This window comes from Kribbella sp. NPDC026596 (genome assembly GCF_040638415.1).
GTDB lineage: Bacteria > Actinomycetota > Actinomycetes > Propionibacteriales > Kribbellaceae > Kribbella.
This window is the reverse complement of record NZ_JBEZYF010000014.1, coordinates 107776-125448: the sequence shown is the minus strand read 5'-3', so window position 1 is coordinate 125448 and position 17673 is coordinate 107776. Positions and strand designations below refer to the sequence as shown.

Here is a 17673-nt window from a genome sequence, read left to right as displayed (position 1 = left end):
AACTATTAGGCGTGGCTCGTGAAGAAGTTCAGCAGACCTGCGGGGGCGTCGGGGGCGAAGCAGAGGTCGAGGTTGGCGGCGGATTCGGCGGCCGAAAGTTCGGAGCGGGGGAAGAGGGCTGCTTCGTAGGTGGTCAGGGCTGCTTCGGTGTCGCCGGGGTGGGCTAGGAGGGCTGCTGCCAGTTCGGCTCCGTCTTGCATGGCCAGGTTGGCGCCTTCGCCGGCGAAGGGGGACATGAGGTGGGCGGCGTCGCCTAGGAGGGTGATGCCGGGGACCCGTTTCCACTGGTGGCCGATCGGCAAGGAGTGGATCGCGCGTGGGAACGGCTCGGTGTCCGCGTCGTGGATGAGGCGGAGGAAGCGGGGATCCCAGTCCTTGAACTCGGCCAGGAGGGCGTCCCTGGTGATGTCGTCGGCGGACCAGGCCGCGTCTGTCTGCAGGGCGGCGTACACGTGGAGGCGGTCGGGTTCGCGGTGGGCGAGGAAGCCGCAGCCGTTGCCGAGGGCGAACATGAGGCCGCCGCCAATCAGTTCGGCGCTCTCGGGGTGCCGGAGGTCGGGGTCGAGGAGGTCCAGTTCGGCGAAAGACAGGCCCGCGTACGTCGGTGTGGCGTCGGAGACGAGTGGTCGGACCTTGGACCACGCGCCGTCGGCACCGACGAGCAGCTCGGCGGTGAACGAACTGCCGTCATCCAACCGCACCTCCCAACGCGGACCTGAACCATCCGCCAGCCGCACCGCCCGACTCGCATCTGGACCTGGGCCGCTGCCGTCCGTGATGTCGACGACCTTCGAGCCCCAACGGATCATGCCGCCCGGGAGGCTGTCGATCAGGAGGTCGCGCAGGTCGCGGCGGTGCACCTCGGGCCGTCCGCCGTCTTCGCGCTCATCCGAGTGGTGCAGTACGGCGTACCGGTCGTAGATCTTCATCGCTTCGCCGCCGGGCAGGACGATGCGCAGGAAGTCGTCGTACAGGCCGGCCGCTCGCAGCGCTGCCTGGCCGGAGTCCTCGTGGATGTCGAGCATGCCGCCCTGGGTGCGGGCCGTTGGTGATGCGTCCAGCTCGTAGACAGCGGCGTCGATGCCGTTCACGTGCAGTACTCGCGCCAGCGTCAAGCCACCCAGCCCGGCGCCGACGATTGCGATCTCGTGATGCATAATCAGTTCCCTCCCGTACGTGGAGTGGCGAGCACTCCGTTGATCAGAACGCGGATCCCCCACGACGCCCGGGCCGGTCCTGGGCCACTCAGCAGGTCCTCCCCCAGCGAGGCGATCCGCGGGTGCGTCTCCGGCCGGACCGCGCGCAGGGCAGCGCCCACCGCATCCCACTGCTCCGGGTCGTCACCGCCCGCATGCTCAGCAGCCGTCGCCGTCGCCACTTGGAGCAGCAGGTCGAGGCCCCAAGCTGCCTGTCCCGGCGGTACGCCGCCCTCGTCGAGCAGAGCCAGCAACCCCTCCACCAACCTCAGGTAGTTCTCCCCGGATGGCCGCGCGGTGACCGCTGACTGAGCGAGCGTCGGGTACTCGAACAGCACCCGCGTGTACGACGTCAGCACCGCCTCGAGCCGGTCACGCCAATCACCAGGTGCGTCGACCGGCGACAAGTCCACCGCGCCGAGCAGATCGTCGAGTACGGCGGCGTGCAGCTGGGCCGTGTTGCGGAAGTACACGTAGAGCGAGGCCGGCCCGGTGTCGAGCTCCGACGCCAACCGCCGCATCGTCACGCGCCCCAGCCCCTCGGCCCGCATCACCTCAGCCGCCGCCGCCACGATCCCGCCCCGCGTCAACGCCGCCTTAGCCGGCCGCTCCCGCCGACTCCTGGGTTCATCCATCATGCCCTCGACAATAACGAACATGTTCGTTACGAACGAGTTCGTGATCATGGGACTTTCAGAATATCGACAATCGATAGATAACAGCCGACAGTCGATCCATGAGACTGCTGAATCGGGTGGTGCTGCCGCTCCGCGTCCTGCTCGTCCTGCTGTTCGCCGGGCTGGTGGTCGCGCAGGTGATGAGCATGCCGGGACAGTTCGCGTACATGGCGCGGGAGGATCCGGAGCTGGCCTACCTGCGCTGGCCGCTGACGATCTGGTCGATCGTCGAGTTGATGTGTGTCCAGGTCGTGATCGTGTGCACCTGGAAACTGCTCACGCTCGTCACGGCGGACCGGATCTTCAGCGCGGCGGCGTTCGCGTGGGTCGACGCGATCGTCTGCACGCTCGGCGTCGGCTGGGTGCTGTTCTTCGGTGTGTACGTATACCTCGGTCTACTGGCCACCGATCCGGCGCTGCCGATCGTGATGACCGGGATGGTCCTGGTCGGCGGCGTACTCATCCTGCTGGTCGTCGTACTGCGAGCGCTGCTGCAACAGGCGACGACGCTGCGCACCGACATGGAAGCAGTCATCTGATGCCGATCGTGGTCCGCATCGACGTCGAACTCGCCAAGCGCAAGATGAGCGTCGGCGAATTCGCCGAGAAGGTAGGCCTGACCCCCGCCAACGTGGCGGTCCTGAAGAACGGCCGCGCCAAAGCAGTCCGCTTCAGCACCCTGGAAGCCATGTGCCAAGCCCTCAACTGCCAACCTGGCGACCTCCTCGAATGGGTCCCCGACACGGAACACCAGCCGGTGCCTTGAACAGGAAACGGTGGGCGTGAACAGGCAATAACCTGTCCAAGCCCACCGCACCCAGTCCAAGCCCCCAACGACTGGCCGACCTCACCCGAGCGCGCACCGTGCACGATGCGCGGGTGACCGCGGGAGCACCCCGCGGTCGACGGTGACTTCGGTGAGGCCGGCCTGGCCGGTGTGGGACAACCACACACGCCGGCGAGCAGCCTGAAGCAACCACCTTGCCCCGGGACCGCGGTGTGGTTGATGAAGCGCGGCAGCGCACACCGCCGGGCTTCACGGCGGCGCCTAGCCGGGAGCTTGAACAACAACCGGTGGGCGTGAACAGGCAATAACCTGTTCAGGCCCACCGGTCCCGGTCCAAGCCCCCGACGACTGGCCGAGCCGACCGCTCGCCCCGGGAGCACGCGTGGGGCTCGGGCTAGCCCTTGACGGCGCCCTCCTCGACGCCTTTGAAGAAGAAGCGTTGGAGGGTGGCGAAGACGATGACGATGGGGATGAAGGCGATCATCGTGCCGGCGGCGATGAGGCGGGGGTTGTTGCTGAAGGTGCCGGACAGGTACTGCAGACCGACGGTCAGCGTGTACTTGTCCGGATCCGTGAGCACGATCAGCGGCCAGAGGAAGTCGTCCCACGCACCGATGAACGCGAAGATCGCGACCACGCTGATCGTCCCCCGCACCGACGGTAGGCCGATATAAAGGAAACGCTGCCACGCGTTCGCGCCGTCGACGATCGCGGCCTGGTCGACCTCGATCGGCAGCGACCGGAACGCGTTGTACATCAATAGCACGTTCAGCGCGCCGATCATGCCGGGCAACGCGACACCGAACAGCGTGTTCGCCAGCCCGAACTCCCGCACCGTCACGTACTGCGAGATGATCGTGACCTCGCCCGGCAGTACGAGCGTCGCCAGGAACAACCCGAGCACCAGCCGCCGGAAGCGGAACTGCAACCGGGACAACGCGAACCCGGCCAGCGACGCGCCGATGACGTTGCCACCGACAACCAGTACGGCGACCACCAGCGAGTTCCGCGCGTAATCCCAGACCGGGATCGTGTCGGTCACGGCCTTGTAGTGATCGAACGTCGGCTGGGCCGGCAGCAGCCGCGGGATCCGGGTGTAGATGTCCTCCCCGGATCCCTTCAGCGACGTGGACAACTGCCACAGGAACGGCCCGATCGTGATCAGCAGCACGAACACCAGCAGCAGGTAGCGGACCACCTTCTCGCGCGGCGAGACCGTGTTGAACCCGAACGAACCACTCCGGCGCTTGCGGCCCCCCGGCGTACCAGGATCCGAAGCGACAACAGCCGGCCGGGCCGGATCGGTGACAACACTCATGCTTCGGCTCCTCGACGGTTCAGGCGGGCCAGCACCAGCATCGGTACGACGGTGACGAAGAACAGCACGATCGACAACGCCGACGCGTACCCGAGGTTGCCCTCGAAGCCCTGGCTGTACTGCTGGATCAGCATCACCACCGAGTTGTCCCGCCCGCCCGGACCGCCCTTGCCACCGCTGAGGATGAACAGCTCGGAGAACACCCGCAGCGCCGACACCGAGATCAGGATCGAGATCAGGATCATCGTCCCGCGGACTCCCGGGATCGTGATGTGCACGAACCGCCGGAACGGTCCGGCACCGTCGACCGCGGCCGCCTCGTGCAGCTCACGGCCGACGTTCCCGAGCGCGGCGAGGTAGATGATCATGTAGTACCCCAACCCCTTCCAGACCGTCAGACTGATTGCGCTGAGCAACAACAGCCACTGGTCGGACAGGAACGGCAACGGACCGGAGATGACCCCGAGCTTCTCGGCCAGGCCGTTGACCAGACCGCGGTCGTCCAGGATCCACTGCCAGATCAGCGCCACCACCACGGCCGAGGCCACCACCGGGGTGTAGAAGGCGGTCCGGAAGAACGTGATCCCGGGCAGCTTCTTCTCCACCAGTACGGCGAGCAGCAGCGGCAGGACGGTCAGGAACGGCAGGCAGACCACCATGTAGATGACGCTGTTCAGCAGCGCCCAGCGCAACTGCTCGTCGTGCAGGAGAGTCTCGAAGTTCTTCAGCCCGACGAAGGTGCCGCCGCCGATCGGTCTGGCGTTGGTGAACGACAGGATGACGGTGTTGATCGACGGCCAGAGGTTGAACACCAGCAACCACGTGAGTGCCGGTACGACCAGCACCCACGGGGTGAACCACCGCTGATAACGCATTACTGAGTGAGGAGCTGGTTGGCCTTCGCCACCGCCGCGTCGAGGGCCGCCTGGGACGAGAGCTTGCCCGAGATCGCGAGCGAGATCTGCTGCCCGATGAAGTCGTTGGTGGCGCCACTGATCACCGGCGGCTGCAGCACCTTGGCCTTGGCCAGCGACTCGAACGCGAGCACCTTCGCGTCGCTCTCCGGCGTACCGTCGCTCTGGGAGAAGTACGGGTCCGAGGCGGACGCCTTCGTGGACGGGAAGATGTTCACGATCTTGGCGAACGCGGCCTGGTTCTCCGCGTTGGTGACGAACCGGGCCAGCGCGATCGCGGCCGCCTGGTTCTTCGTCTTGGCCGAGACCGACAGGCCCTGCACGTACAGCGGCGGGGTGTCGAGCGCGGGTGACGGGACGACCTTGCCCTTCAGCGACGGGTTGTCCTTCTGGAAGTCCTGGATGGCGTTGCCGCCGCCGGTGGTCCAGGCGACCTTGCTCTGGGTGAAGAGCTTGGAGTTGCCCAGGTACTCCTGGGTCAGGATGTCGCGCGGCAGGTAGCCGGCCTTGTACGCGTCGCGATACTTGTCCAGCAGCGCGGCGGCTTCGGGAGTGTTGAAGACGAACTTCTTGCCGTCGTCGGACAGGATCTTGACGCCGGCGTTGGTGAAGTCACCGATGCCGGGCAGCCGGCTCATCAGGTACTCCTTGCCGCCCGTCTTGTCATGCATGACCTTGGCGGCCGCGAGCAGCTCGTCGAACGTCTTCGGCGGGTTCTTCACATCCAGTCCGGCCGCGGCGAACTTGGTCGCGTTCCAGTAGTCGATGTCGGTGTTCAGGTACCAGGGGTAGCCGAAGGTGCCGTCCATGCCCTGGTACTCGTACGCCTGCACGCCGCCCTCGACGTACTCGTCCTTGATCTTGGGGTCCGCGGCGCCGACGTCGAGCAGCATGTCCTGCTTGGCCAGCGAGAGCGCGAAGTCCGGCGGCAGGTTGGTCACGTCCGGCAGCTGGCCGGCCGAGGCCTGGCTCAGCACCTTCTTGTCGTAACCGTCGCCCGGCTGGTCCAGCCAGGTGACCTTGGTGCCCGGGTACTTCGCCTCGAAGTCCTTGATCACGCCCTCGACGTACGAGGTGAACTTCGGCTTCAGCGCCCAGGTCTGGAAGCTGACCTCACCGGTCACCTGGGCGTTCGCGTCGACGGTCGGCTTGGCGCCGCCGCTACTGCCGGAGTCCTCGGAGCCAAGGCCGCAACCAGCCAGTGTGAGTGCGGCGGCGGCAAGAGCGGCCACCGGCACCAGACGACGTCTACGCATGGATTCTCCTGGAATTGATAAACCGGTATAGCTCCCGAACTATCCACATCGTAGAATCCGCTGTCAAGGGCGCGACACTCAGGAGGTACGACGATGGCGAGACCGACGATCGCGGACATCGCGAATCGGGCCGGGGTGTCCAAGGGCGCGGTGTCGTTCGCGCTGAACGGGCGGCCGGGTGTCAGCGACGCGACCCGGGAGCGGATCCTGAAGATCGCCGAGCAGATGAGCTGGCGGCCGCACAGCGCTGCCCGCGCGCTGGGTGAGGGCCGGGTCGACTCGGTCGGCATGGTGATCGCGCGGCCGGCCCGCACGCTCGGGGTCGAGCCGTTCTTCGCTCACCTGCTGTCGGGCGTGCAGTCCGGGCTGTCCGCGGAGTCGATCTCGCTGCAGCTGCTGATCGTCGAGGACACCGCGACCGAGCTCGAGGTGTACCGGCGCTGGGCCTCGGAGCACCGGGTCGACGGCGTGATCCTGGTCGACCTGACCGTGAAGGACCCGCGGGTCGACGAGCTGAAGGCGCTGGAGCTGCCGGCCGTCGTGATCGGCGGCCGTGGCGGCAAGGGCGCGCTCGCCTCGGTCTGGGCCGACGACCGGGACGCGATGCTCTCGATCGTGGAGTACCTGGCCGCGCTCGGTCACCGCCGGATCGCCCACGTCGCCGGTACGCCGGTCTTCCAGCACACCCAGCGCCGGATCCGGGCCGTCCGTGACGCCGCACCGAGGCTCGGGCTGCTCGATGCACCCTCGCTGACCACCGACTTCAGCGACGCGGAAGGCGCGGCGACCACGCGCAAGCTGCTGTCCCAGGCCGATCGCCCGACCGCGATCGTCTACGACAGCGACGTGATGGCGGTGGCCGGGCTCGGGGTCGCGATGGAGATGGGCGTCTCGGTCCCTGGCGACCTGTCGATCGTGGCGTTCGACGACTCGATCCTGACCCAGCTGATGCATCCGGCCCTGACCGCGCTGTCCCGGGACACCTTCGACTTCGGCCGGCAGGCGGCCGAGGTCCTCCTCGAGACGATCGCCGACCCCACCCAGGTGATCAACCGCCGCACCGCCGACCCGGTCCTGACCGTCCGCGAGTCCACCGCTCCCCCGTCCTGAGGCGGGCCGGCCAAGGCCGGAACCGGACCCTCAGTTGCCCGTCGGTCCTAAACCGTTTTAGCATCGTCCGCATGCCCTCGGATTCCGTGCTGCCCCGGTTCGGCGCGAACCACGTCCCGTCGGCCGGCTGGTTCTACAGCTGGCTCGACTACGATGGCGACGCCGTACGCCGGGACTTCGCGGACCTGGCCGGGATCGGCCTGGACCACGTCCGGTTGTTCCCGGTCTGGCCCTGGATCCAGCCGAACCGGGCGATCATCCGCGAGCGTGCGATCGAGGACCTGCTGGACACCATCGACGCGGCCGCCGAGCACGGACTGACCGTCGCGGTCGACCTGATCCAGGGGCACCTGTCCAGCTTCGACTTCCTGCCGTCCTGGGTGCTCACCTGGCACAAGGCCAGCCTGTTCGACGATTCCACGATCCGCGACGGGCTCTCGGCGTACGTCGACACCGTGGCGCGAGCGGTCGCGACGCGGCCGAACGTCTTCGCGATCACGCTCGGGAACGAGGTCAACAACCTCTGGCCCGACAGCCCGACGAACTTCGAGAGCTCGACCGGTTGGGCGCAGGACCTGCTCACCACGGTGAAGAAGGCGGCGCCCGACGTACTCGCCCTGCACTCGCTGTTCGACGACGCCTGGTACCAGGCGGACCACCCCTTCCATCCCGTTGACGTCGTGGATCTGGGTGACCTGAGCACTGTCCACTCGTGGGTTTTCAACGGAGTCTCACGGGTGGACGGTCCTCTTGGGCCGGCCACGCTCAGCCATGCGGACTACCTGGTCGAGCTCGCTGCGGCGACCTCGCTGGATCCCGCGCGACCCGTGTGGTTGCAGGAGATCGGCGTACCCGGGCCGGACATCCCGGTGGAACTGCAGGCCGAGTTCACCCGGCGGACGGTCGAGACGGTGCTGCCGAATCCGGCGCTCTGGGGTGTCACCTGGTGGTCGTCGCATGACATCGACCGGCGGCTGCTGGACTTTCCGGACCGCGAGTACGACCTCGGCCTGTTCACCGTCGACCACCAGCGCAGGCCGGCCGCGCAAGCGCTGGCGGACGTGATCGCTGACGCGCGGGCGAACGGCGTACGCGCGCAGACGGCGACCACGTTGACCGCGCCGGTCAACCTGCGCACCGAACCGCACCGCCGCCCGGAAGTTGCCCCCGGCAGCGAATTCCACCGGCAGTGGGTCGCGGCTCGCGCCGACGGCCCGGTCCGGATCGTGTTGCCTTAGGCCCCGATCAGGACCTGGATACCGTCGAGGATCCGGGTCAGGCCGAACTCCAGGTCGTCGTCGAGGCCGTCCTCGTACTCTTGGTTCGTGTAGAGGGCGGTCAGCATCGGGTAGCCGTCCTCGATCAGCCGAGGCACGAGGAAGCGGCCGACCTGCTCGGCCTGTACGGGCGTGTTGTCGCTGGCACCGAGTTGCCGGGCCAGGCTGGCGTAGTTGCGCGCGTACCCGTCCAGGAGCACCAGGCAACCAAGGTTGTCGTGCTGGCTGAGCCCGGTTTCGGCCAGCGCCTGGAGTATCGCCTCGACCCAGCGCAGCAGGTTCGGCGTGACAGGCGCGCCACGGATCGGCACATCGAGCAGCCAGGGACGCTCGGCGTACAGCTGAACCTGGGCCTTCACCCACGCGGTCGCCGCCTCCCGCCAGCCGGACGGAAGCGCCGGCGGTAGTCCGACCGCCTTGTCGTGCACCAGCACGATCAGCTCGTCCTTGGATCGGACGTACCTGTACAGCGCGTTCGTACTGACCCCGAAGTGCGCCGCGATCTTCTGCAGCGAGATCGCCTCGAACCCCTGTCGGTCGCCGAACTCGATCCCGGTCGCCACGATCCGGTCGACCGACAAGGCCGGCTTCGGCCCACGCCGCTGCACCGGCTGCACACCCCACGCGAGTGCCAGCCCCGGCGGCAGGTTCTCGGTCATGGTCTCCATCCTCGCGTACGCCGGCCGCCCTGAAGAGGGGTACTAGCACCACCCCGGACAGGGCCCCGAACACCCTGGGGCGGAAATTGTTCAATCCCTACGCTTTTTCACAATACCCCTCGAGAAAGCAGGTAAAGCTGATGAACACCGTCCTCGACCCGCTGTTGCTCCCCGACCAGCTTCAGCTGTCCGCCTCCGACCGGCGGTCGGCCGCGTCCAAGCTCGAAAGCGCCGTACGGCGTGGCAAGCTCACGCCGCCGCAGGCACTCGACCGGTTCGAGCACCTGGACGCGGCCCGCACCCGCGGCGAGCTCCGTCAGGTCTTCGACGGAGTGGCCGACGCACTCCCGCCGCGCGGTCTCACCACCGCACTGCGAGCAGTCAGCGCGGTCTGGCTGGTCACCTGTGTCGTGCAGTTCGTGATCTGGGTGATCCTCGCCGTCTTCGGGCACTTCGACTGGCCCTGGTGGCTGTGGTCGGACATCGGCCTCGGCATGGTCGTCGCGATCCTCTGGTGGACCAACGAGTCCTACCACCGCAAGACCGACGTACTGGTCTCGCAGTGAGCACGCCGGTCCAGCTCACCGACGTCCGTAAGGTCTACGGCACCGGTGCCGGCGCGGTCACCGCGCTGGCCGGTGTCACCCACGGCTTCGAAGCCGGTCGGCTGAGGCTCACCCGTCCGCTGGCTCTGGGGTGCCGATCCAGGCGTAGCCGCCGTCTTCCAGGCGAACCACCTGGAGGCCGGCGGCCAAGCGCCGTACGTCGTCGGTTTCGATCACCCCGGCCGCCGGGCCGGCGATATCCAGGACGATCGCGGCGGCGCCCTCCTGGATGGCCGCGGTCGCGACCAGCTGGGTCTGCGCCGGCATCGGCCGAGCCTCCGGACTCCAGCGCGCGAGGCTCTCGGTCCCGGTGAAGGCCAGCAACGCGTTCCGGCCGTCCTGCCCCTGCAGCAACGCGACCGCCATGTCCGACGTCTTGTCGTGCGCCAGACCGTTCTCGTCGTACTCGACCTCGCCGAGCATCGCCACCACCGGCACCAGCAGCCGCGCCTTGGTCAGCGCCGACAGCACCGCGCCGTGATCACCCTGCGCAAGCGCCCTGGCCAGCGCCGGATCAGCCGAGCCGTCATCGTTGTCGAACCCGGTAAAAGCCAGTCGCCGTTCTGGTTGCACCGTTGCATTCTCTCCCGCGGACCGCCCCCGCTCACCAACCACCCCGAATCGGCGCCGACGAGCCGGGTCCCGGCGACGCAGCGCGGGTGTACGGGAGGTTGGTGAGTGGGGGACGTCCGGACCGCCAGGCCATCACAATCGCCCCGGATCGGCCGCGCCACGCCTGGGCGAGCCCGGTAGGACCCGGATGTGATGGCCTGGCGGTCCGGACCCCAGTTTCAGGGGTACGTCAGGGCTCTTCCCCTCTTGGTTCCGGCGCCGACTGTGCGAGCCTGGGTATGTGCCTGACTTCAACGATTTGACGCTGCTGCCGTTCTGCGTAGGCCTGACGCTGCTCGGCCTGATCGGCTCGTGGGCCGCGTGGCGGCGCCGCGGGGTCGCGGCCGGCACGCGCGGGGTGGCCTGGTCCCTGCTCCCGGTCTCGCTGTACCTGACCGGGCTGCTCGAGCTGGTCTGGGACGTCATCCGCTCGACCGTGAGCTGGGTCACCCACCTGATCTTCTCGCCGACGGTCTGGGCCGGCGTCGCACTGTTCGGCGTCTCCGTGGTGCTGTACGTCGTTTCCGGCGTGGCCCGCGGTCGTCGTCCGGAGAAGGCACCGAAGTCAAAACCCGCCTCGCCCGCGGGTGAGCTGACCGCGACGGGTCCCGCACCCGCGTCGGCCGCTCCCGCCAAAGCTGCCAAGCCGTCCAAGGGGTCCAAGGCCAAGCAGCAGGAATCGTCGGAGTTCGACGAGATCGAGGACATTCTGAAACGACATGGAATCAACTGACAAAGCCCCTGACCACGGCTCGCCCCTGACCATCGACTCCCTCCTGGACAACGTCCAGGCCGGCCCTCCGCACCTCGGCCGGACCAGACTGATCGGCATCGACGGACCGGCCGGATCCGGCAAGTCCTGCCTGGCCGCGAACGTGCAGGCCCGGGCCGAGGCCCGCGGACTGCATACCTACGTCATCCACATGGACGACCTGTACGACGGCTGGAACGGCGCCGTCCGCGGCTTCAGCCTGCTGCGCGACCACGTGCTGCAGCGGATCGCCGACGGACGCGAGGGCCGCTACCGCCGCTACGACTGGCATGTCGGTGCGTACGCCGAGCTCCATGTCGTACCCGTCACCGTCGAGCTCCTGATCGTCGAGGGCGTCACGTCCTGCGACCGCGACGCCGGTCACTGGCAGTCCCTGCGACTGTGGATCGAAACGTCGAACGAGGTCCGGCTGGATCGTGGGATCGAGCGCGACGGCGAGGCCCTCCGCGACCACTGGCTGGAGTGGATGCGGTGGGAGCGCGACCACTTCGCCGACCAGGCGACCCGCTCCCGCGCGCATGTCATCGTCGACGGCAACCCGACGGTCCCGCACGACCCGGCGCTCGAGATCATCACGAAGTCGGTGGCGTTACCGCCTCACGACTCGGCAGCTTCCTGACCGAGATCAGCCGCGCCCGCGGATGGTGGGTCCACTCCCCCGCCGGCGCCAGCTTCAGGTACTCCGTTCGCAGCTCCGCCATGTAGGCGTCGCCACGCGCCAACCCGAGCGCTCGCATCGATCCGGAGCGGTTGGCGGTGTCGAAGTACTCCGCCGCGTCGGCGTGGGTCATCGGGTAGGACACGAGCTCGTCCCGCTCGATGACGGCACGGTCGAGGTCCGAGAGCAGTCCGTCCTCCCAGGAGTGGTCGCTCCGGACACCGATCACCTTGGCGACCAAGGCGAACGGCCCGGTCTCCTCGGTGACCTCGGGCCAGAAGACGACGCACATGCGGCCGCCCGGCCGGAGTGCGTCGTACCAGGATCGGATGGCGGCTTTCGGGTCGGGCAGTTGCTGTAAGCCGAAGACAGATACGACAGCCGCGCAGGCGGCGGACCATCGTGGGTCGAGGGTGGCGGCGTCACCCTGGAGGACCTCGACCAGCGGCAGCCGGCTCGCTCGCTCCCGAGCTAGCCGCACCATCTCCGCGGACAGGTCGATGCCGGCGATCTTCCGGTCGGGGAATCGCGGTGCAAGCAGGTCGAGTTCGGGGAACGTGCCGCAGCACGGCACCAGGATCGGTCCGTCAGGGAGCCCATCGAGCGCATCCACCGCGGCCCTCACCCAGGGGGCGAAGCGGGGGACGAAGTACGCCTCGTAGCCGTCGGCTGCTTCGTCCCACCCCTGGGCGACTCTGGACAGACGGTCCGTCACTCTTCCAGACCGCCCCACGACCAGTGCGGGATGCTGAGGCCGTCGGGGATGTCCTCGCCCGAATGCCTGTACATCGTGGTGGTGGTCGCCCAGGCGAAGTAGTCGTGCAGCACCGCGGGCAACCGGCCGTCCCCGGCCAGCCCGGCATCCGCGACCGCCTCATCGAAGCAGGCGATCGCGCGGCGATTCATCTCGTCGTGCTCACCGTTCCCGCTGTGCAACCGGGCGACATACGTCTCGTCTTCGTAGTTCCCGGAGTACGCCGGCGGCCCGCCGAGCGCCTCACCCCAGTACGCCGCCAGCCGCTCGGTGTGGTCCGGTCGCGCTCCACCGTGGAACGCGTGGCTCACGACCTCGTCCGCCATCACTCGCTCATGCCACGCATGCGCCAGCCGAAGCATCCCCTCGGCCCCACCCGCTGCTTCATACACCGTCTCCATGGGCCACAGTCTGCTCCACTTCGGCCAGTCGGTCACGGACATGGGCCCGCTCGGGCTCCGACCCGGCCAGGCCGAGCGCCCGCTCGTACGCCGTGGTTGCCTCGGGCAAGCGTCCGAGGCGGTGCAGGAGGTCGGCGCGGGCGAGTGCGGACGGGTAGTAGTCCCGGAGTCGCGGCTCCGCGGCCAGCTCGTCCAGCAGCGCCAGGCCGGCCTCGGGGCCGTCGCGCATCGCGATCGCGGCTGCGCGGTTGAGCGCGATCACCGGAGATGGGTCGATCGCCAGCAGGACGTCGTACAGGATGACGATCTGCGGCCAGTCGGTGCCTGCGAAGTCGGCTGCCTCGTCGTGGAGGGCGGCGATCGCGGCCTGGACGGCGTACGGTCCGGCGGGGCCGCCGGTAAGTGCGGCGACCACCAACTCGCGGCCCTCCACGATCATGTCCTGGTCCCAGCGGCTGCGGTCCTGGTCCTCGAGCAGGACGATCGAGCCGTCGGGTTCGCTGCGGGCGTCGCGGCGCGCGTGGATCAGCAGCATCAGGGCGAGCAGGCCGGTGACCTCGCGCTCATCCGGGAGCAGTCGGTTCAGGATCCGGGCCAGCCGGATCGCCTCCTCGGCGAGGTCGAGGCGTTGCAGGTACGGGCCGGAGCTGGCGGCGTACCCCTCGGTGAAGACGGAGTAGATCACCTGCAGTACGCCCGGCAGCCGCTCGGGCAACTCGTCCGGGCCGGGGACGCGGAACGGGATCCGCGCCTCCCGGATCTTCGTCTTCGCCCGGACGATCCGCTTGGCCATCGTCGCGGTCGGCACCAGGAACGCCCGCGCCACCTCCGGCGTGGTCAGCCCGGCCAGGCACCGCAGCGTCAGCGCACCCCGGTCCTCGGGAGCGAGCGCCGGATGCGCGCAGGTGAAGAACAACTCCAACCGCTCGTCCGGCAACCCACCACCTGGACGCGGCAGCTCCGCCCGGTCCGATTCGACCTGCAGTACGGCGAGCTTGGCGGCGTACACCTGGTCCCGCCGTAACCGGTCGACCGCCTTCCGCCGGGCGGTGGTCATCAGCCAGCCGCCCGGATTCCGCGGTACGCCGTCGACCGGCCAGCGCACCAGCGCCGCCTCGATCGCCTCCGAGGTGACCTCCTCGGCCAGGTCGAGGTCGCCGAACCGCCGGGCGAGCGCTGCCAGCAGCCGGCCGCGCTCCTCCCGGAAGACCTCCTCGACCTGGTCCACCTCAGAACTCCGCGACCGGGCGGACCATCACCGAGCCGCCGGCCCGCGAGCCCGGGCACCTGGCCGCCCAGTCGAGAGCGACGTCCAGATCGGGTACGTCGATCACGTAGAACCCGCCGAGCACCTCACGGGTCTCGGCGAACGGCCCGTCCGTCACGGTCCGCTTGCCGTCGTTCGCGACCTGTACCCGGGTCGCGGTGACCAGGTCCGCCAGCGACTCCGACGCCACAACCACTCCGGAGTCGGTGATCTCCTTGTCGAACCGCATCCAGTCCTCGGGCTCACATCCGACCGCTCCCCCACTCAGGTCGAGCTCGCCGGCGTTGATCAAGAGCATGTACTTCATCAGAACCTCCTGTAGGCGTGATTACAGCATCACCACGAACGGGTTCGCCCCCGATGGACAGCAACCACGAAGAACTTTTGTCAGGATGGGGGTATGAGCGTGTTGCCCTCCGGGGAGCAGTGGACGATCGAGGCCGGCGGCTACGAGGCGACTGTGGTCAGCGTCGGCGGTGGCCTGCGCGGGCTGACGTACGACGGCCGCCCGGTCCTGCTCGGGTACGGCGAGGACGAGCCGGCGCACGCGGGGATCGGGCAGCACATGTTCCCGTGGCCGAACCGGATCACGGACGGGAAGTACTCGTTCGAGGACATCGACCAGCAGCTGTACCTGACCGAGCCGGCCCGGCAGAACGCGATCCACGGCCTGACCCGGTGGGCGAACTGGTCCCGGGTGGACGGCGATGCCGCGAGCGTCGAGGCGGGTCACCGGCTGCACGGCCAGCCCGGATACCCCCATCAGCTCGATCTCCGACTCGGCTACCGCCTGAGCGACGACGGACTGACCGTGACCGCCACCGCGACCAACGTCGGCTCGAGTGACGCGCCGTACGGGTATGGGACGCACCCCTACCTCAGCGTCGGCCGGGTGATCGACGAGTGCGTGCTGGAGTTCAGCGCGGCGGAGTGGCTCGAGGTGTCTCCCGAACGGATGATGCCGATCGGGCTGGCTCCGGTTGACGGGTCGCCGTACGACTTCCGGTCGGGCCGGGCGATCGGTGGCCTCGAGATCGACAACACGTTCACCGGGCTCGGTGGCGGCTCGTGGTCGGTCACTTTGAGCGACCCGGATTCCGGCGCTCGCGCGGTCCTGTCCAGTGACACGCCGTGGCTGCAGCTTTACACCGGCGCCGCGATCGGGCGTACGGCGCTCGCCGTCGAGCCGATGACCTGCCCGCCGAACGCGTTCATCACCGGGCAGAACCTCGTCGTGCTGAAGCCTGGTGAGTCGCACACGACGACGTTCCGGGTGTCCGCCTAGGCGTCAGTCTTCTTGGTGGCCGGGCCGGCGCCGTGCTCACGGGCGACCGCCGCCAGTTCCTTCGCCGCCCGGCCGGCCCGGAGCCCCTCGGCGGCCTGGACCGCGAGGATCCCGAGCCGGTTGCCGTCGGCATCGAAGAGCTGGAGCCAGGCGTCGCCGGAGCGGAACCGCAGTGCGGACACCTCGGTCCAGGGCAGCGTGTAGGACTTGAACACGTTGCGCACGTGCAAACGGTCCGCGTACGCCGTCACCCGCAGGGTCGTCATCCGGTACAGGATCCACAGGATCGCGCCGAAGAACGCCAGCAACGTCAGCCGCTGGAACCAGCTGAACGTGTCCCGCGCGTCCTCCGGCAACCGGAACCAGATCACCCCGAAGACCGCGATCAGCGACAGGCCCATCCCGGCCGCCATCAGCGACACGATCCGCGGGTGGAAGCTGAACAGCCGGCCGGGCGCGGTCATGTCAGATCCGGCAGGCGTGGATGTCCGTGGTGAGGATGGCACGCGCGCCCACCTCCCACAGTTGGTCCATCAATCGCTGTGCGTCGGCCCGCTGAACCATCACCCGGACGGCGACCCAGCCCTGCCGGTGCAGCGGTGAGACCGTCGGCGACTCGAGTCCGGGCGCGACCGCGGTCGCCGCGTCGACATCCTCGGCGCGGATGTCGTAGTCCATCATCACGTAGTTGCGGGCGATCAGAACGCCCTCGAGCCGGCGGACCAGCTGCTGGATCCCGTTCGGTGGGGTCTCGACACCGTTCCGCTTGATCAGCACCGCCTCGGACTGCAGGATCGGGTCGCCGAACACTTCCAGTCCGGCCTGGCGCAGCGTCGTACCGGTCTCGACGACGTCGGCGATCACGTCCGCGACGCCCAGCTGGACGGCCGACTCGACCGCGCCGTCCAGGCGGACCACGGCGGCTTCGACCCCGTTCTCGGCCAGGTGATCCTGCAGGACCCCGGCGTACGACGTGGCGATGCGCTTGCCGGCCAGGTCCTTGATCGAGTCGGCGGCACCCGGCCGGCCGGCGAACCGGAACGTGGACGAGCCGAACCCGAGGCCCATGATCACGTCGGCGTCCGCGTGCGAGTCGAGCACCAGGTCGCGGCCGGAGATCCCGACGTCGAGGGTGCCCGCGCCGACGTACACGGCGATGTCGCGTGGGCGCAGGTAGTAGAACTCGACCTCGTTGGCCGTGTCGGTGAGCGTGAGGTCCTTGGTGGTCCGGCGCTGCTTGTAGCCGGCCTCGGTGAGCATCTCGATGGCGGCCTCGCTCAGCGAGCCCTTGTTGGGTACTGCGACGCGCAGCATGGCACTGCCCTTTCTTCGAAGAGGTGAACCGGTGTCTGTCGGGGCGCTCCTACAGATGTCGGTACACGTCGTCGAGGTCCAGTCCGAGCGCGTGCATCATCACCTGGGCGTGGTAGAGCAGCTGTGACAGCTCCTCCGCGGCCCGGTCCTTGCTCTCGTACTCGGCAGCCATCCAGGACTCGGCGGCTTCCTCGACCAGCTTCTTGCCGATCGCGTGCACGCCGGCGTCCAGCGCCGCCACGGTCCCGGAACCCTCCGGCCGCGTCGCCGCCTTCTCACCCAGCTCGGCAAACAGCTCCTCAAAACTCTTCATCGCCCGCCCAGCCTAGAGGGCCGCGCCCAGGACTTGACCCTCAGGTCCGCCCACCGGACCTCAACCGTGGGTTACTGGGGTCATGGACGAGCAAGTACAGATCTCGGTGATGCTGGCGGTCCCGGACGCCCCGGCGGCCGCGGAATGGTACGCACGGGCCCTGGGCGCCGAGCAGTTGTGGAACCTCGGCAGCGTGATCGGCCTCACGGTCGGTGGCGCGGCCTTCTTCCTCGGCGAACCGGAGAACAACGGGTGGGACACACCTGCGGGCACCGGTGCCCCGACCGTCCGGGTCGAGGTCTTCGTCGATGATCCGGAGACCTTCGTAGAGCGCGCCGTCGAGGCCGGCGCCGACGACCGGGGCGACCCGGTGCGCGTCCACGAGATGCCGTGGGGTCCGCACCGCCAAGGCACCTTCGCGGACCCGTTCGGTCACTTGTGGTTCGTGGGCGACCGGTCTCCGCTAGGACGCCACGCCTGATGCAGACAGGCAGGAGA

23 protein-coding genes are annotated in these 17673 nt (G+C 68.5%); 9 read left to right on the top strand and 14 right to left on the bottom strand.

The genetic code is table 11. The features are described from left to right. Positions 1 to 5: 5 nt before the first annotated feature. Positions 6 to 1157: an NAD(P)/FAD-dependent oxidoreductase gene (locus tag AB0E63_RS14625; protein ID WP_360365493.1), complete on the bottom strand. Its 1152-nt coding sequence runs from the start codon at positions 1155 to 1157 to the stop codon at positions 6 to 8. Between the two features lie 2 nt (positions 1158 to 1159). Further along, entirely contained in the window at positions 1160 to 1834 is a 675-nt protein-coding gene (locus AB0E63_RS14620; RefSeq protein WP_360365491.1) for a TetR/AcrR family transcriptional regulator, read from the bottom strand. Positions 1835 to 1932: 98 nt separating this feature from the next. On the opposite strand from AB0E63_RS14620, the gene AB0E63_RS14615 reads away from it, so the two are divergent. After that, entirely contained in the window at positions 1933 to 2412 is a 480-nt protein-coding gene (locus tag AB0E63_RS14615; protein ID WP_360365489.1) for a DUF2975 domain-containing protein, read from the top strand. Next, the gene (locus AB0E63_RS14610) at positions 2412 to 2639 is read left to right on the top strand and encodes a helix-turn-helix transcriptional regulator (RefSeq protein ID WP_360365487.1); all 228 of its coding nucleotides are present in this window, start codon (positions 2412 to 2414) and stop codon (positions 2637 to 2639) included. The genes AB0E63_RS14615 and AB0E63_RS14610 overlap by 1 nt, the downstream gene beginning before the upstream one ends. Positions 2640 to 3054: 415 nt before the next feature. On the opposite strand, the gene AB0E63_RS14605 is transcribed toward AB0E63_RS14610, so the two are convergent. Genes AB0E63_RS14605 through AB0E63_RS14595 form a run of 3 tightly spaced genes read right to left on the bottom strand, consistent with a single transcriptional unit; the run spans position 3055 to position 6148 of the window. Then, positions 3055 to 3978 (bottom strand): carbohydrate ABC transporter permease, encoded by a 924-nt coding sequence (locus AB0E63_RS14605; RefSeq protein WP_360365485.1) that lies wholly within the window; start codon positions 3976 to 3978, stop codon positions 3055 to 3057. Further along, entirely contained in the window at positions 3975 to 4853 is an 879-nt protein-coding gene (locus AB0E63_RS14600) for a sugar ABC transporter permease (RefSeq protein WP_360365483.1), read from the bottom strand. The genes AB0E63_RS14605 and AB0E63_RS14600 overlap by 4 nt, the downstream gene beginning before the upstream one ends. Beyond that, positions 4853 to 6148 carry a sugar ABC transporter substrate-binding protein gene (locus AB0E63_RS14595; protein WP_360365481.1) on the bottom strand — a complete coding sequence of 432 codons (1296 nt, stop codon included), beginning with the start codon at positions 6146 to 6148 and terminating at the stop codon, positions 4853 to 4855. Before AB0E63_RS14595 ends, AB0E63_RS14600 begins: the two co-directional genes overlap by 1 nt. Positions 6149 to 6241: 93 nt before the next feature. On the opposite strand from AB0E63_RS14595, the gene AB0E63_RS14590 reads away from it, so the two are divergent. Then, complete coding sequence (locus tag AB0E63_RS14590; RefSeq protein WP_360365479.1) at positions 6242 to 7258, top strand: LacI family DNA-binding transcriptional regulator; 1017 nt, start codon at positions 6242 to 6244, stop codon at positions 7256 to 7258. A gap of 71 nt (positions 7259 to 7329) precedes the next feature. After that, positions 7330 to 8496, top strand: coding sequence for a glycosyl hydrolase (locus tag AB0E63_RS14585; protein WP_360365477.1), 1167 nt, complete (start codon positions 7330 to 7332; stop codon positions 8494 to 8496). Here AB0E63_RS14585 and AB0E63_RS14580 read toward each other — a convergent pair. Next, complete coding sequence (locus AB0E63_RS14580) at positions 8493 to 9194, bottom strand: TetR/AcrR family transcriptional regulator (RefSeq protein ID WP_360365475.1); 702 nt, start codon at positions 9192 to 9194, stop codon at positions 8493 to 8495. The two genes, AB0E63_RS14585 and AB0E63_RS14580, sit on opposite strands and share 4 nt — an antisense overlap. Before the next feature lie 140 nt (positions 9195 to 9334). On the opposite strand from AB0E63_RS14580, the gene AB0E63_RS14575 reads away from it, so the two are divergent. Next, positions 9335 to 9760 (top strand): DUF1707 domain-containing protein, encoded by a 426-nt coding sequence (locus tag AB0E63_RS14575; RefSeq protein WP_360365473.1) that lies wholly within the window; start codon positions 9335 to 9337, stop codon positions 9758 to 9760. 108 nt (positions 9761 to 9868) lie between these two features. Here AB0E63_RS14575 and AB0E63_RS14570 read toward each other — a convergent pair whose 3' ends face one another. Further along, entirely contained in the window at positions 9869 to 10372 is a 504-nt protein-coding gene (locus AB0E63_RS14570; protein ID WP_360365471.1) for an SseB family protein, read from the bottom strand. A 280-nt stretch (positions 10373 to 10652) separates the two neighbouring features. Between AB0E63_RS14570 and AB0E63_RS14565 the strand changes: the two genes are divergently transcribed. Next, on the top strand, positions 10653 to 11144 hold the full coding sequence (locus AB0E63_RS14565; RefSeq protein ID WP_360365469.1) for a hypothetical protein: 492 nt from the start codon (positions 10653 to 10655) through the stop codon (positions 11142 to 11144). Beyond that, entirely contained in the window at positions 11131 to 11802 is a 672-nt protein-coding gene (locus tag AB0E63_RS14560) for a hypothetical protein (protein WP_360365467.1), read from the top strand. Before AB0E63_RS14565 ends, AB0E63_RS14560 begins: the two co-directional genes overlap by 14 nt. Here the strand turns inward: AB0E63_RS14560 and AB0E63_RS14555 are convergent. The 4 genes from AB0E63_RS14555 to AB0E63_RS14540 are packed head-to-tail and all read right to left on the bottom strand — an operon-like array spanning position 11756 to position 14570. Beyond that, positions 11756 to 12556 (bottom strand): class I SAM-dependent methyltransferase, encoded by an 801-nt coding sequence (locus AB0E63_RS14555; protein WP_360365465.1) that lies wholly within the window; start codon positions 12554 to 12556, stop codon positions 11756 to 11758. The two genes, AB0E63_RS14560 and AB0E63_RS14555, sit on opposite strands and share 47 nt — an antisense overlap. Then, on the bottom strand, positions 12553 to 12996 hold the full coding sequence (locus AB0E63_RS14550; protein ID WP_360365463.1) for an oxidoreductase: 444 nt from the start codon (positions 12994 to 12996) through the stop codon (positions 12553 to 12555). The genes AB0E63_RS14555 and AB0E63_RS14550 overlap by 4 nt, the downstream gene beginning before the upstream one ends. Further along, positions 12980 to 14224 (bottom strand): RNA polymerase sigma factor, encoded by a 1245-nt coding sequence (locus AB0E63_RS14545; protein ID WP_360365461.1) that lies wholly within the window; start codon positions 14222 to 14224, stop codon positions 12980 to 12982. The genes AB0E63_RS14550 and AB0E63_RS14545 overlap by 17 nt, the downstream gene beginning before the upstream one ends. Position 14225: 1 nt before the next feature. After that, positions 14226 to 14570 carry a YciI family protein gene (locus AB0E63_RS14540; protein WP_360365459.1) on the bottom strand — a complete coding sequence of 115 codons (345 nt, stop codon included), beginning with the start codon at positions 14568 to 14570 and terminating at the stop codon, positions 14226 to 14228. 93 nt (positions 14571 to 14663) lie between these two features. On the opposite strand from AB0E63_RS14540, the gene AB0E63_RS14535 reads away from it, so the two are divergent. Beyond that, a complete protein-coding gene (locus AB0E63_RS14535; protein ID WP_360365457.1) occupies positions 14664 to 15548 on the top strand; it encodes an aldose 1-epimerase family protein in 885 nt (294 codons plus the stop codon). Here AB0E63_RS14535 and AB0E63_RS14530 read toward each other — a convergent pair. Genes AB0E63_RS14530 through AB0E63_RS14520 form a run of 3 tightly spaced genes read right to left on the bottom strand, consistent with a single transcriptional unit; the run spans position 15545 to position 17175 of the window. Then, complete coding sequence (locus tag AB0E63_RS14530; RefSeq protein WP_360365455.1) at positions 15545 to 16012, bottom strand: PH domain-containing protein; 468 nt, start codon at positions 16010 to 16012, stop codon at positions 15545 to 15547. The two genes, AB0E63_RS14535 and AB0E63_RS14530, sit on opposite strands and share 4 nt — an antisense overlap. Position 16013: 1 nt before the next feature. Then, entirely contained in the window at positions 16014 to 16862 is an 849-nt protein-coding gene (gene hisG, locus AB0E63_RS14525; RefSeq protein ID WP_360365453.1) for an ATP phosphoribosyltransferase, read from the bottom strand. Positions 16863 to 16911: 49 nt separating this feature from the next. Beyond that, the gene (locus AB0E63_RS14520; protein WP_360167066.1) at positions 16912 to 17175 is read right to left on the bottom strand and encodes a phosphoribosyl-ATP diphosphatase; all 264 of its coding nucleotides are present in this window, start codon (positions 17173 to 17175) and stop codon (positions 16912 to 16914) included. An 82-nt stretch (positions 17176 to 17257) separates the two neighbouring features. Here AB0E63_RS14520 and AB0E63_RS14515 point away from each other — a divergent pair, with 82 nt between their 5' ends. Continuing rightward, a complete protein-coding gene (locus tag AB0E63_RS14515) occupies positions 17258 to 17656 on the top strand; it encodes a VOC family protein (protein ID WP_360365451.1) in 399 nt (132 codons plus the stop codon). The last annotated feature ends 17 nt before the right edge of the window (positions 17657 to 17673 follow it).